Raw genomic sequence first — 12434 nt, 5'->3', positions numbered from 1 at the left:
TCCTTTTTGACATTATTAACGTCGGGAATACCAGTCTGCCAGTTTATCTGTGAGCGATTCTTCCAAGTCCTTTATGGCAAAGTGTGTACCTGTCCCCATTGTTCCTATAATCGACAATCTCATTGTCGCCAGTTGCTGCGAGCCCTGAATCTTATGCTGCTTCTTCTCAAACGCCTGAATCCGTTTATGATGCATCATGACAGTGTTCCGGCTGAATGAGCGATGCCTGATGATCACATGGTCACCATCCAGGCGAAAGCCGCCGTCCATGTGGCGCCAAATCCCAAGACCCATACTTCCCGCCAACAATAGAATCGGTACCCAAATAAACTGCGGAATCCAGAATCCCGTTGCTAAGGTCAATATCACAAAAAGAATTGATGCACGAAAAACATAAAACTTACGAGCCCGCTTAGGCAATGGTGTCGGCTCTTGTTGAATCCCGGCATAATCCGGCACAAACGTTTTTAGAAACGATTCCACTTCATCCCGTTTCATAATCGGGAAAAGGGTCGAAGAAAAATCCTCTTTGTCATCCATGGATCCGCCGGCGATTTCGGCAAACACTGTCACATAGCCGAGTGGCTGCCTGATAATACTTTCCTGAATGCCAACTGCCTGAATGCGTCTCAGAGGAATGGTCAACTGTTTTTTCTCCAAAAGGCCACGCGTTATAAACAAATCACTGTCATTTTTCGTAATGGTGAAATTCCCATTTTTAATCATCGTTCCGGCAATCCCGAGCAACCATAGTAATAGCAATCCCACAACAGCCAACACAATCATAATAACGAACCCAAAACCGATAACCCAATTCATGGTGCTGTTGAAAGCCGACTCAGGTATAAATTGTTCCAGTTCGGACAATCCGGCTGCTGCCAATGTGAAAATAACACCAACACTGCCTGATGTTGTTCCTGCTATAAACAACCGTTTAAAGCTGATCGTCTGTGATGGCTTGGCTGCTTCCTCCGATTCATGCACTGCATTCTCATCAAGATTCTGCGTCGGTTCCGCCGTTTTCAGTTCCTGTCTTAATGCTTTCCCTTCAGCCAATTTGACCGCACTGAGAGACGCCTCTGCATCTGTACCCGTACCAGCCGTTTCAATCTGCACTTTCGTCAAGCCAAATATCCGATGAATAACACCTGATGTCAAATCAATCGACTGAATGCGATTTTTTGAAATAAACCGTTTTTTCCGAATGAGAATACCATATTCAATACGCAATTCATTATTTTCCACCCGATACGTATAGCGATACCATGTTAAAATGGCTATAATAAGAAATAAGATAAGAAAGCCCGCTGTGATTGGTACAAAAATAAGCCAGTTATCCCAAAATGAAATGGAACCAGCAATAATAACAACAAATAATTCACGCACTGTTTTTATGAGATTAAATAATATAGCCGCAGGATGTAAACGTTTCGCCTCAGACATCATCGTCATCCACCCTTGCCAGCGCAGAAATTCTGTCCCTCAATTCCGACGCGTCTTCCTCCAACAATGCCGGAATTTCATGAGTCGTGGCAGCCGTGGAAATTTGCACACTGGCCAGTCTGTACTTTTTCAGTATGGGTCCCTGTTGGGTGTCCACATGTTGCACACGAATCATTGGAACTAATGTCCGTGAAACAACCAGGATTCCGTGCTGGATGTAGATTTCCTGTTCAAACACTTCATAGCGCCATCGTCTCCAGCGTACATTCGGCAGCAAAAACACAAAAACATATGTACATAGAGCACTGATAACAATGGCCATGGCACCGTACCAATTCGAAATATCATATAAAAATGCCAAAAAGAACAGTGCGATAGCGGCAAGCCAAAGTATCCCCACGTATATCGCAGCCGTTATTTTCCATGCGCTGACAGCATCTTTTGCAATCCGGTTCATCGGTGGCAGTCGCATCGTATTCCCCTCCGTTTTCAAAACGTTACCTGACGTTCCCCTCTTATATGAGCCAGCATATCAAAATTTGAATCATTATCACATGTGCCTCCGGAAATATCTGATTTATCGAGGGACTCATCTATTTCGTAATTGAGTATTTAGGTAATTATGACATTAAAAATAGCATACAAACCACGAGGTGAAGTCGTATGCTATTTACCGTGTTTATTTTCGTTTTCACTATCAAAAGGAAAGAGTCTGTTGTCACAGAAGCCTTGTATCAGTTGCTTGGTTTTCGGTTGTTTTGATTTCTTTGATCATTTCCTTTGCGGTTACGTCCGCCTTGGTTGCGACCACCTTGATTGCGTCCTTGGCCACCTTGCTTATGGCCGCCGCCCTGTCTGCGTTTGCCATAAAATTTCTTATTGCCTGGCTTACCACCTTTGTTATTTCTGGAGTTTTGAGCTTTTTTCACACTGATCGGCTGAACGGATGAAATGTTCACGGGGGCATTGCGACGCTCTTTCGTCAACATTTTCAAAGCCGCAGCAACAACCGACACGGAATCATGATCCTGCAGAAGTTCGCTGGCGGTCTCATGATATTCCTGCAATTCCTGTTTATCGATCGTTTTTCGGAGCTTGTCAGCAGCTACCTGCTGCTGGCCGCGTCTTGCCTCTTGAAATGTCGGTGGCCCCATCCGCTTCATCTTGCTTTTCGTCACTTTCTCAATCAGATGCAAATGAGCCATCTCCCGCGGCGTGATAAATGATATGGCTTCACCGGTGCGTCCCGCTCTTCCTGTTCGGCCAATTCGGTGCACATAACCTTCCGGGTCTTGCGGTATGTCAAAATTGTAAACGTGAGTCACGCCAGAAATGTCCAATCCGCGCGCCGCTACATCGGTGGCTACTAATACATCAACACGGTTATTTTTGAATTTGTTCAGTACTGACATCCGCTTGCCTTGCGTCAGATCACCATGGATCCCTTCTGCGCGGAACCCTCTCGTCTGTAAGCCGTCAGTCACTTCATCGACACGTTTTTTCGTACGTGTAAACACAATAGCCAGTCCCGGTGCATAAATATCCAAATGATTCGTCAATGTATCAAACTTGTGCTTTTCCGGGATTTCAATAAAGTACTGATCGATATTTTTGACCGTCATTTCTTTGGCTTTCACTTTTGCTTCTTTCGGACTGTTCATCAGATTAGTTGCAATATCACGAATTTCCTTAGGCATGGTTGCGGAAAACAACAGGGTTTGCCTGTCGTCAGGGATATTCTTCAATATATCTCGAATATCTTCGATGAAGCCCATATTCAACATTTCATCCGCTTCATCAAGCACAGCGGTCTTAATGTGGTCTGTTCTGATCGTCTTTCTGCGCATATGGTCCAGCAATCGTCCTGGTGTTGCCACCACGATTTGCGGGCCATCTTTAAGAGCCTTGATCTGCCTGTCCATTTGCTGTCCGCCAAACACCGACATGGTGCGGATACCCTTTCCTTTGCCAAGACGGTTGATTTCTTCGGCAACCTGGACAGCCAGCTCTCTTGTCGGGGCTACGACCAATCCTTGTATTTTTTTCTGATTCGCATCGATTTTTTCCAGCATAGGAATGCCGAACGCAGCTGTCTTCCCAGTGCCTGTCTGTGCCTGGCCAATAACATCATTGCCGTCTATAGCTAGCGGTATGGTCTCTGCCTGTATGGGGGTCGCTTCCTCAAAACCCATATTCTCCAATGCCTTCATGATAGGCTGTGATATGTTTAATTCATTAAATGTTGTCACCTTGTTACTCTACTCCTTCTTTATACAAAATAGCCTTTAAAATAATTCGATTGTTCATTGTTAAACGTTCCCTCCTGCACAAAAGCCCGTATCCAAAAAACTCATCCATAAAATAACAGCTGCTCTATTCTAACACACCCATTAAAATAATATCCACTACTTCTCATATGATTTTTAAAATGAGGGATAATAACGTGACTCTTTAATTCGTGAGACGTTTCTTTATCTTCAACGGATGACGGCATTCAATACTGTTTATCCCACGCTTTTTACATTTTTGGCTTTCCCATGTTTATTTATAAGGGGTATTACAACCCGATCATGCGTGGTAGAATAAACAAGATTGCATAACAATGACTGATAAAGGAGGATAAACGATGCGAATCCCTCCGTTTAATCCATATATAGCGGTTGTAACCGGTGTTATTGCGGTGTCATCGTCAGCCGTTCTTGTTAAGCTCGCTGATCAAGCCCCCGCAGCGATTATTGCCAATTATCGACTGTTGCTGGCCGTCATCCTCATGATACCGGTTATCCTTTTGAAATATCGGCATGAATTTTCTTCCATTATCAAAAAAGATTGGATTTTATCCGCTCTGGCTGGCATTTTCCTCGCATTTCATTTTATTGTTTGGTTCGAATCATTGAATTATACATCCGTTGCCAGCTCGGTGGTACTTGTTACCTTGCAGCCGATTTTTGCGTTTTTAGGGACGTATCTGTGCTTCCAGGAGCGCTTTTCTTACGGCGCAATTATCAGCATGATTATCGCTATCATAGGAAGCTTCATTATTAGCTGGGGCGATTTTCAAATAAGCTTGTCTGCTTTATTGGGGGACATGCTCGCTTTGCTTGGAGCAGTGTTGGTCACCGGCTACTTCCTTATGGGACAGGGCGCACGAAAGCGACTGTCCTTAATGACGTATACATTTATCGTGTATGGCATCAGTTCTGTAACCCTCATTCTTTATAACCTAATAGGACAAAATGCATTTTTTGGTTATCCGGCCGATCATTGGCTTGTTTTTCTCGGACTTGCTGTATTTCCAACGTTTCTTGGCCATACATTGTTCAATTGGGCTTTGAAATGGCTGAGTACAGCAACCATTTCCATGGGAATCGTATTTGAACCTGTTGGGGCTTCTATTCTGGCCTATGTCATACTTGGCGAAACTGTTACGCCATCTCAGTTGCTCGGCGGAACCATTGTTCTATTTGGTCTGTTTTTGTTTATTATGAGCACAACAAAAAAACGGAGTGTAACACTATCGAAAAAGCAAACGTAAAAAATAGAGGAGGGAACATTATCCCGGTGCCTCCTCTATATGTGCCGCTTTTTTTGATGTCAGAAACTGATAAACCATCCCGTTCAGCATATCCTTGTCATCGCCGAGGCAGATCAAGTGTCTGGAGCGATCAAATAACACCACTTCCTTCTTCTCAGAGGTTATTTCTTTATCCAAATCTAACGCTGCTTTGTATGGTACGACCATATCGCGCTGCCCATGAACGATCAATACCGGTGACTCTACATGGGGTAAATACCTCTGGGTAAATCGAACCAACCGAATAAATTCCAGATTCGCTTTCATCGGAACCCGTCGCCACTTGTCTCTATAATGCTTAAAAAAACCATTTTGTCCAAGATTTCCTTTCACCCCATCCGCAAGTATGTCCTTTAATTCTTTCGACATTTGCCGGAATGACAAGTATTTTCTCGATGTGGCCAGAAGCACCAATTTATCAACCGCATGCCTCGATGCCAAGTAGGCTGCAATCATCCCGCCCATGGAAAAACCAATTAAATACAGTCTATCCGTCTTTTCTCTCATTTTTTTCAATGCATTCTCTGCCGATGCAAGCCAAGCTGTATAGGATACGCCATCAAGTTCACGATTTCCGCCGTGCCCGGGTAGTGTCGGCACGTGCACATCCCAGTTCGTATAGTTTCGTAAATAGGCTGCTAGCGGCTCAACCTCATAAGGTCCGCCTGTATATCCGTGTATGATTAAACAACCGACCATGCTCATTCTCCTCATTTATCCGAATCTGACAAACATCCCTCTGGACACGTCCAACTGTATGTCAACGGTCTGTGTTAATGGTCATTTGCTTTATCAATGAGTGCACTTCCTTGACAACCGGGGACAACTGACGAACTGTTTGAGTTGCTTGCCCGGCTGTTGTCATGATTTTTTCAATATCCATTCCACCACTATCATCCTGAAAATAATGAAAAAGATTTTCGGATGCAGATGACTGGCCGGGCGTATGGTTGTTGGTTGCATATGGGTCCGGCATCATCGGTTGTTTAGGCTTGGCATACACATCAAATGGTGTCGGTGGATAACCGGTATTCACAGGGCTGTGGGGATAGGGGTTCTGAAACGATGGATGATCAGGCGTATCTTTCCTCAGCATGTAATCCGCCCCTTTTATAAGCTGTTCTTACATTCAGTTTATGCACTGGTGACATAACCGTGCATGTAAACACAGACCTTATCCATTCGATGCACGCCCATATGATTCATGCTGCTTTAGGCCAAGCTCGTATTTAATGGTATTGATTTGTCGCCCCAATATCAACCGGTCATTAACAAACGTCGCGGGCGTGCCAAAAATACCGTTTTCCTGAAGCTGTTCCATATGGTCCTTATGCTGGGTTATATTTTTTGTTTCATAATCAATCTGACAATAATCTAACTGACTAAGCAATTGTTTGCAATCGTTATTGGCATCACTGATATAGACAACAACCTTTTGATTGTTCACTTTGGCTTCCTCCTTGGTGGTCACACCCTTTGCAATGCGTTGTCGCTTATTATCTTCCCATTTTTCCAACGCATAAAACGCTTATATGACAAACAGATTACATTTGTATTAAGCGGCAAAGGATAGTGATAATGGTACCAATATGCAGACGTTTGAGCTGATTATTCGCCAGCCACACCGGAATAACCGTAAAATGACGCCAAAAGGAATGACAGGAGGCAATCCCATGCTTGCACTCGATCATATTATTATTTCTGCACATAATCCGGAACAAGCTGCTCAGGAATTTGCCAACAAATATGGCATAACAGTCGTTCAGGGAAGTGAACACCCCAACTGGGGGACGTATAATTATCTCGCCTACTTCCGCAATGACTGTTATATCGAATGGATCGGCATCGCTGATTGGGCTGTTGCAAACCAATCAACCAATCCATTAATCCAGCAACTGGCCGGAAAGCTCTCAAACGGAACGGAAGGGACTATCCAATATGCGCTCCGCACCGACCGAATGCATGCATATATCGATCATTTCCATGCTCAGGGTATCGCATACACTGGACCCTTCCCGGGAAGCCGAAAACGGTCGGATGGACAGCTTTTGAAATGGCAGATGCTGTTTCCGTCATCTGAATCAACTGAGAATGTGTGGCCCTTTTTAATCGAATGGGACGACGTAAAAAATACACCGCCGGATGAAAACATGATCAATGATCAACACATATCATCCCTGGATGCGATCATAAACAATCCGAATGAATTTGCAGCCATTTATCAACTTCCCTACACACATCAAACAGCACGACTGGAAAATGCCGAGTTACGTTTTGCCGAGGCATGGAGTTTTGTCTTGAGATAGACGGACGGCTCTCCTTGATTAAAAATCACTCCCCACCATGGGAGTGATTTTTAATTGATGCTTTATGTCAGTTGCTGGTTCAGGAATTCACTTACCGACTCCGGTGTCTTCGTATCAGAGCTGTGCTGATGGGCAATTTTTTCGCCATTTTTGAAAATAAGAATGCTCGGAATACCCATCACTTCATATTTTTGCGCAATGCCTTGCACTTCATCGCTGTTGACTTCGTACCATTCATACTGATTGAATTCGTCCATAATATCGCCAATAAACATATCCATACGTTTGCAGTCGGGACACCAGTCTGCAAAAACTTTCACAATCACCGGTTTGTCCGATTGGATAATGTCGTTGAACTGTTCTTCAGTTTCAATATGATTCATAAGAACACTCCTCTTTCTATGCGTCTAATTCTATTGTACCTATAAAACATATATTTGTCTTATAATCTGTTCAGTCCGCATGTTCGACTTTCCCAAGAATGTAGGCTGCTGATAGTCCCAATGCAAACGTGGCGATACTTGCCAATACAAGGGGAACCGTTGCCGGCCACCCCGGAAATACTACCACCAACGATCCGATCACTAACCCAGTGACAAGGGCAAATGTTGCGATACGGTAATGGACCAAAAAGAAATGAATAATTTTACTCATAACCGAAATACCCAATACAATGCCGATGCCTACCGCTGCAATAACGTCCAACTGCATATCACTGATGCCGGTAATAACGGTTTGAAAGGCACCAATCATGAGAAAGATAAGCGAGCCGCTGATCCCGGGCAATATCATCGCTGAACTCGCCAGAAATCCGGCCATTAACAGCCAAGCATACGTCATTAATGTTCGATCCTGAACAGCCGATCCTTCATTTTCACCTATTAAAGCCAGCGACCCAACGACGGCCGCACCAACAAGCAGGATGAGCACATGTCTTATGCGGAATGTGTTATTGGCATCCGCCTGGCGAAATAAATAGGGTATGATACCCAGAATCAGTCCCAAAAAGAAAAACTGCAGTGGCTGCGGATAATATTTCAGCAGCCACTTAATCAGATGGCTCAGTGAGAATATAGCGATAACGATTCCCGTACCAAGTGGCACAAGGAACCCTAATTGTTTTTTCCAATTTTTACTCAAGACGCCATTGATAGCTGCAATCAACCGGTCATAAATGCCAAGCAGGACAGCGATGGTACCCCCGCTCACACCGGGAATAACATCACTGGCTCCCATCAGTACACCACGATAAATATTTTTCCATTCCATAATTGTAAATCTCCCTTGTCCATTACTTTAGTAACATTCCTATCAAATGATGCTTGTCAATCATATGACCGTATCGTCGGAATGATGTCTGTCCGTCGTCTTTCACCATCATGACCCGCGTAGAGATCAGTCATTCTCCAGCGGTTTTTCGATGAATTCCAACTCCGGTACCCATTGCGACATATGACTTTTTATCTCCTGATAGTGCTGCTGGGAATCTGCGAGTTCGTTATTTGTCAGCTCGTACATCGGAGCAACTTCGTAATTAGCCTGATTCCGGAATTTCACAAATGTCGGAAGAAACTTTGGTGCCTTCACTTGAACCGTTTCTTGCCCGCCTTTTACAGTTTTCTCCATTGTAAACTTGAAGACCCCGCCAATACGGCGGTAAAATTCATCCTGACCGGATAAAAAGTTACCTAATGAATAAATGGCGAGCATTCGATGACCATCTTCCCCTTTAATCCAATCAATCGGCTGTAAAACATGCGGGTGATGGCCTAAGACGACGTCGACGCCGTTGTCAGCGGCAAATTGGACCAAGTCTTTTTGTTCATTGCTCGGCATCCGTTCATACTGATCACCGTAATGCAGGCTTAAAACGACAGCATCTGCCTGCTGATTGGCTGTTTTGATTCGTTTGCTCATCTTCTCTTTATCAATCAGATTGACGAGGTAACCTTTTCCTGAGGGGACCGGAATTCCGTTTGTTCCGTATGTATACGCTAAAAAGGCCACAGAAATACCTTGACGAGTTTCATGCACACGCACGTCGTTTCTATCTGATTCACTCTTATAAGATCCTGTATACATCATATCAATTTTTTCCCAATGTTTTATAGCACTTTGAATGGCTTCTTCCCCGCCATCCAGCGTATGATTATTCGCCAGTGAGACAACATCAACGCCTGCCTCTTTCAAAGCATCTCCTACTGCTTGCGGACTATTGAATGTCGGATAATTTGACAATCCCAACACCTCACCGCCAATCATCGTTTCCTGGTTCGCAAATGTGATCGTTGTGTTGTTCAGATAAGGTTGCACTCGCTTCAGCATCGGATGAAAATCAAACTCTCCACTCTTTGTACGCGCATCATTGTAAACTCTGCTGTGAATCAGCATATCACCAATGGCAGAAAGAGTAATGGTTTGTTTCGTAATGTTAGGCTCTTTCGGCTTCTCATGTTCTGCCGCCTCTTTGGCAGGTTTTTTATCCGATCCTGATGTTTCATCCACTTGGTTACCCGAGCATGCCGCCAATAAAAGACTTAGACCAAATAGAATCAACGTCCATAAGGATAACTTTCGTTTCACGTATCTTAACCCCTTCGTCATTTTGCTCTTATGATAACATGACTGATGCCAAAAAACGACATTATTTGCACACATCTAAGCTTTGGAAAAGTGATAGTCGAGATAGAATAATACCCCGAGTATTCATTACTGTTTCACTAATCAGCCAAACCTTTATACTATCTTTTGACAATCGTTGCTGTGGGGTACGAATATCTTTTAACAAAACAATCATTTTAATATCATTTTATCGAAAAACAATAAATTAATATTGAATACAGAAAAATAAGTGTGTTAATATTAATCTGGAAACAATATGAAGACGAAGCAGGGAGTTAAAAATGATACGAATTAAACTTGATGTCATGATGGCTGAGCGTAAAATGTCACTCAATAAACTCTCTGAATTAGTAGATATTACGCCCGCCAATCTATCCATCTTTAAAAATGAAAAAGGCAAGGCTATCCGCTTCACTACCCTTGATGCATTGTGTGAGGCATTAGAGTGCCAGCCCGGGGATTTAATGGAATATATAGTAGAAGAAGATTAAGAATCGGAGTAATGGTTAGAGCGCATTAATTGACTAATAGTGATACGTTTCATTGTTCCACCATATGTATAGACACTTCAGAAAACGGAGGATATTATTCATGTCAGAAACAGCTATGGAACTGATCGATGTCAAGAAAAACATCGGCAACAAAAACATTATCAACGGTCTGTCCTTCTCCATCCATAAAGGAGAAGTGTTCGGATTCATCGGTCCCAATGGCGCCGGTAAAACAACCACCATTCGCATGATGGTCGGTCTGATGAAAATTACAAGTGGCGACGTGCGCATATTGGGACAAAGCGTTAAGTCCGACTTTAAAGACGCCATCAGCGAGGTGGGAGCCATCGTTGAAAACCCAGAAATGTACCCGTTTATGACTGGTTGGCAAAACTTAAAGCATTATGCACGCATGATGCCTGGTGTTACCAAAGAACGTATCTCAGAAATCGTTCAGCTCGTCGGACTGGAAAAACCTATTAATGACAAAGTTGGGAAATATTCTTTAGGCATGCGGCAGCGACTCGGCATTGCACAAGCTTTGCTGCATAAGCCATCCGTACTCATATTGGATGAACCGACCAACGGATTGGATCCTGCCGGCATTCGCGAAATCAGGCAGTACATACGAAAACTGGCTGAACAAGAACATGTTGCTGTTATTATCTCCAGCCATTTATTATCGGAAATTGAACAAATGTGTGACCGGATCGGCTTGATTAAAAATGGCGAAATGATTGCTACACAAGATGTTGGGGCAGCAACGAAACAAACAACGTCATCTGAAGTGATCATTGAAGCGGAACCAGCGAACGACGCTATGGAAATTTTGAAAAATGAGTTCAACCTGAGCGTTTCCTCATCAGGCAATACGTTAACCATCCAAACCCAGCGTGACGCCATTCCGTCTATTGTTCAAACGTTTGTTCAACACGATATACAACTATTTCAAATATCCATGACATCATCAACGCTGGAGGATAAATTCTTTGAACTGATTGGAGAGAATACGATTGAGTAATTTTTTGCAGCTATTGGTCAATGAACAAGTCAAGCTGTACATACGCAAATCAACATGGATTATGTACATACTCCTAGGGGTAATTGTCATTGGGCTCGCCCTTCTTGCAAGCTTTGAAGCGGAACAAACAGAAAAATATCAGAGTGACAATTGGCGACAAACATTGAAGGATGAGAACGCGGAGATCAAAGAACAGATGAAAGAAGACGACATAATGCACGATTTCTCTACCAATCAAATCGAGAAAAATAACTTTTACTTGGACAATGGCATTCAGCCACGCAGTTATGATGCTTGGCAATTTGTATTGGAGCACAAATTTTTGCTATCACTGGTCAGTCTGTTTACCATTATCGTTGCTTCAGGAATTATCGCCAATGAGTTTAAGTGGGGAACGATTAAGCTTCTGCTCATACGGCCGATTACGCGCACAACCATTCTCGCATCAAAATATGTGTCCGTTTTATTATTTGCGTTGTTCACATTGCTGTTTCTGCTCATTTTTTCGTGGCTTGTCGGTGCGCTCCTTTTCGGGGTGAATGGAATGGATCCGCAAATGGTCTTGAATCAGACTGGTGAATTTACCCAAGTCTCCATTATCAATCAAATGGCAGAAGGGTATGGACTCCAGCTGATAACACTCGTCATGATGGCAACATTGGCGTTTATGATATCGGCTATTTTCCGGCAAAGCTCTTTGGCAATCGGGATTGCTATTTTCCTGATGCTTTCCGGCAGCCCTATTGTCAGTTTTCTTTCAGAATATAGCTGGGCAAAATACATCCTATTTGCCAACACGAATATGGATCAGTATATAAACGGATCTCCTTTATTTGAAGGGATGAGTTTAGGATTCTCTATCATCGTTCTGGCTGTTTATTACGTTATTTTCATAGCTGTCACATGGACGTTCTTTACGAAACGGGATGTTGCCGGCCATTAAACACAAACACATTTTTCAAAACCGCGCCGTGTTA

Annotated in this window: 14 protein-coding genes; 5 read left to right on the top strand and 9 right to left on the bottom strand. The window is 43.4% G+C overall.

Annotated elements, in window-relative coordinates; all coding sequences use genetic code 11:
• Positions 1-15: 15 nt before the first annotated feature.
• The 3 genes from ABDZ72_RS02630 to cshA all read right to left on the bottom strand — a co-directional run bounded on the left by ABDZ72_RS02630 (position 16) and on the right by cshA (position 3692).
• The gene (locus ABDZ72_RS02630) at positions 16-1443 is read right to left on the bottom strand and encodes a PH domain-containing protein (protein ID WP_343750995.1); all 1428 of its coding nucleotides are present in this window, start codon (positions 1441-1443) and stop codon (positions 16-18) included.
• Positions 1436-1915 carry a PH domain-containing protein gene (locus tag ABDZ72_RS02625; RefSeq protein ID WP_343750994.1) on the bottom strand — a complete coding sequence of 160 codons (480 nt, stop codon included), beginning with the start codon at positions 1913-1915 and terminating at the stop codon, positions 1436-1438. The genes ABDZ72_RS02630 and ABDZ72_RS02625 overlap by 8 nt, the downstream gene beginning before the upstream one ends.
• Before the next feature lie 262 nt (positions 1916-2177).
• The gene (gene cshA, locus ABDZ72_RS02620; protein WP_343750993.1) at positions 2178-3692 is read right to left on the bottom strand and encodes a degradosome RNA helicase CshA; all 1515 of its coding nucleotides are present in this window, start codon (positions 3690-3692) and stop codon (positions 2178-2180) included.
• A gap of 377 nt (positions 3693-4069) precedes the next feature.
• Here cshA and ABDZ72_RS02615 point away from each other — a divergent pair, with 377 nt between their 5' ends.
• Positions 4070-4978 (top strand): DMT family transporter, encoded by a 909-nt coding sequence (locus ABDZ72_RS02615; protein WP_343750992.1) that lies wholly within the window; start codon positions 4070-4072, stop codon positions 4976-4978.
• Between the two features lie 18 nt (positions 4979-4996).
• Here ABDZ72_RS02615 and ABDZ72_RS02610 read toward each other — a convergent pair whose 3' ends face one another.
• The 3 genes from ABDZ72_RS02610 to ABDZ72_RS02600 form a co-directional block, all read right to left on the bottom strand.
• Positions 4997-5716, bottom strand: a complete 720-nt coding sequence (locus ABDZ72_RS02610) for an alpha/beta hydrolase (RefSeq protein WP_343750991.1) — start codon at positions 5714-5716, stop codon at positions 4997-4999.
• A gap of 61 nt (positions 5717-5777) precedes the next feature.
• Positions 5778-6113, bottom strand: a complete 336-nt coding sequence (locus ABDZ72_RS02605) for a YppG family protein (RefSeq protein ID WP_343750990.1) — start codon at positions 6111-6113, stop codon at positions 5778-5780.
• A gap of 78 nt (positions 6114-6191) precedes the next feature.
• The gene (locus ABDZ72_RS02600; RefSeq protein WP_343750989.1) at positions 6192-6464 is read right to left on the bottom strand and encodes a glutaredoxin family protein; all 273 of its coding nucleotides are present in this window, start codon (positions 6462-6464) and stop codon (positions 6192-6194) included.
• A gap of 142 nt (positions 6465-6606) precedes the next feature.
• On the opposite strand from ABDZ72_RS02600, the gene ABDZ72_RS02595 reads away from it, so the two are divergent.
• Complete coding sequence (locus ABDZ72_RS02595) at positions 6607-7323, top strand: VOC family protein (RefSeq protein WP_343750988.1); 717 nt, start codon at positions 6607-6609, stop codon at positions 7321-7323.
• Positions 7324-7385: 62 nt separating this feature from the next.
• On the opposite strand, the gene ABDZ72_RS02590 is transcribed toward ABDZ72_RS02595, so the two are convergent.
• The 3 genes from ABDZ72_RS02590 to ABDZ72_RS02580 form a co-directional block, all read right to left on the bottom strand.
• On the bottom strand, positions 7386-7706 hold the full coding sequence (locus ABDZ72_RS02590; protein WP_343750987.1) for a thioredoxin family protein: 321 nt from the start codon (positions 7704-7706) through the stop codon (positions 7386-7388).
• A gap of 70 nt (positions 7707-7776) precedes the next feature.
• Positions 7777-8592 carry a DUF368 domain-containing protein gene (locus tag ABDZ72_RS02585; RefSeq protein WP_343750986.1) on the bottom strand — a complete coding sequence of 272 codons (816 nt, stop codon included), beginning with the start codon at positions 8590-8592 and terminating at the stop codon, positions 7777-7779.
• Positions 8593-8718: 126 nt separating this feature from the next.
• On the bottom strand, positions 8719-9906 hold the full coding sequence (locus ABDZ72_RS02580; protein ID WP_343750985.1) for a CapA family protein: 1188 nt from the start codon (positions 9904-9906) through the stop codon (positions 8719-8721).
• A 320-nt stretch (positions 9907-10226) separates the two neighbouring features.
• Between ABDZ72_RS02580 and ABDZ72_RS02575 the strand changes: the two genes are divergently transcribed.
• From ABDZ72_RS02575 to ABDZ72_RS02565, 3 genes are all read left to right on the top strand, one after another.
• The gene (locus ABDZ72_RS02575) at positions 10227-10436 is read left to right on the top strand and encodes a helix-turn-helix domain-containing protein (protein WP_343750983.1); all 210 of its coding nucleotides are present in this window, start codon (positions 10227-10229) and stop codon (positions 10434-10436) included.
• Between the two features lie 100 nt (positions 10437-10536).
• A complete protein-coding gene (locus ABDZ72_RS02570) occupies positions 10537-11457 on the top strand; it encodes an ABC transporter ATP-binding protein (RefSeq protein ID WP_343750982.1) in 921 nt (306 codons plus the stop codon).
• The gene (locus tag ABDZ72_RS02565) at positions 11450-12400 is read left to right on the top strand and encodes an ABC transporter permease (protein WP_343750980.1); all 951 of its coding nucleotides are present in this window, start codon (positions 11450-11452) and stop codon (positions 12398-12400) included. The genes ABDZ72_RS02570 and ABDZ72_RS02565 overlap by 8 nt, the downstream gene beginning before the upstream one ends.
• Positions 12401-12434: the final 34 nt, after the last annotated feature.

Origin of the sequence: Lentibacillus halophilus (assembly GCF_039522485.1) — a bacterium.
In the GTDB taxonomy this organism is placed as follows: Bacteria; Bacillota; Bacilli; order Bacillales; family Amphibacillaceae; genus Lentibacillus; species Lentibacillus halophilus.
The sequence above is the reverse complement of the archived record's forward strand: the minus strand, read 5'-3'. Positions and strand labels throughout refer to the sequence as shown.

Coding starts and splice junctions, on each gene's coding strand:
- ABDZ72_RS02630 (WP_343750995.1), bottom strand. CDS start 1,443: ATGTCTGAGGCGAAACGTTTACATCCTGCGGCTATATTATTTAATCTC.
- ABDZ72_RS02625 (WP_343750994.1), bottom strand. CDS start 1,915: ATGCGACTGCCACCGATGAACCGGATTGCAAAAGATGCTGTCAGCGCA.
- ABDZ72_RS02615 (WP_343750992.1), top strand. CDS start 4,070: ATGCGAATCCCTCCGTTTAATCCATATATAGCGGTTGTAACCGGTGTT.
- ABDZ72_RS02610 (WP_343750991.1), bottom strand. CDS start 5,716: ATGGTCGGTTGTTTAATCATACACGGATATACAGGCGGACCTTATGAG.
- ABDZ72_RS02605 (WP_343750990.1), bottom strand. CDS start 6,113: ATGCTGAGGAAAGATACGCCTGATCATCCATCGTTTCAGAACCCCTAT.
- ABDZ72_RS02595 (WP_343750988.1), top strand. CDS start 6,607: ATGCAGACGTTTGAGCTGATTATTCGCCAGCCACACCGGAATAACCGT.
- ABDZ72_RS02590 (WP_343750987.1), bottom strand. CDS start 7,706: ATGAATCATATTGAAACTGAAGAACAGTTCAACGACATTATCCAATCG.
- ABDZ72_RS02585 (WP_343750986.1), bottom strand. CDS start 8,592: ATGGAATGGAAAAATATTTATCGTGGTGTACTGATGGGAGCCAGTGAT.
- ABDZ72_RS02575 (WP_343750983.1), top strand. CDS start 10,227: ATGATACGAATTAAACTTGATGTCATGATGGCTGAGCGTAAAATGTCA.
- ABDZ72_RS02570 (WP_343750982.1), top strand. CDS start 10,537: ATGTCAGAAACAGCTATGGAACTGATCGATGTCAAGAAAAACATCGGC.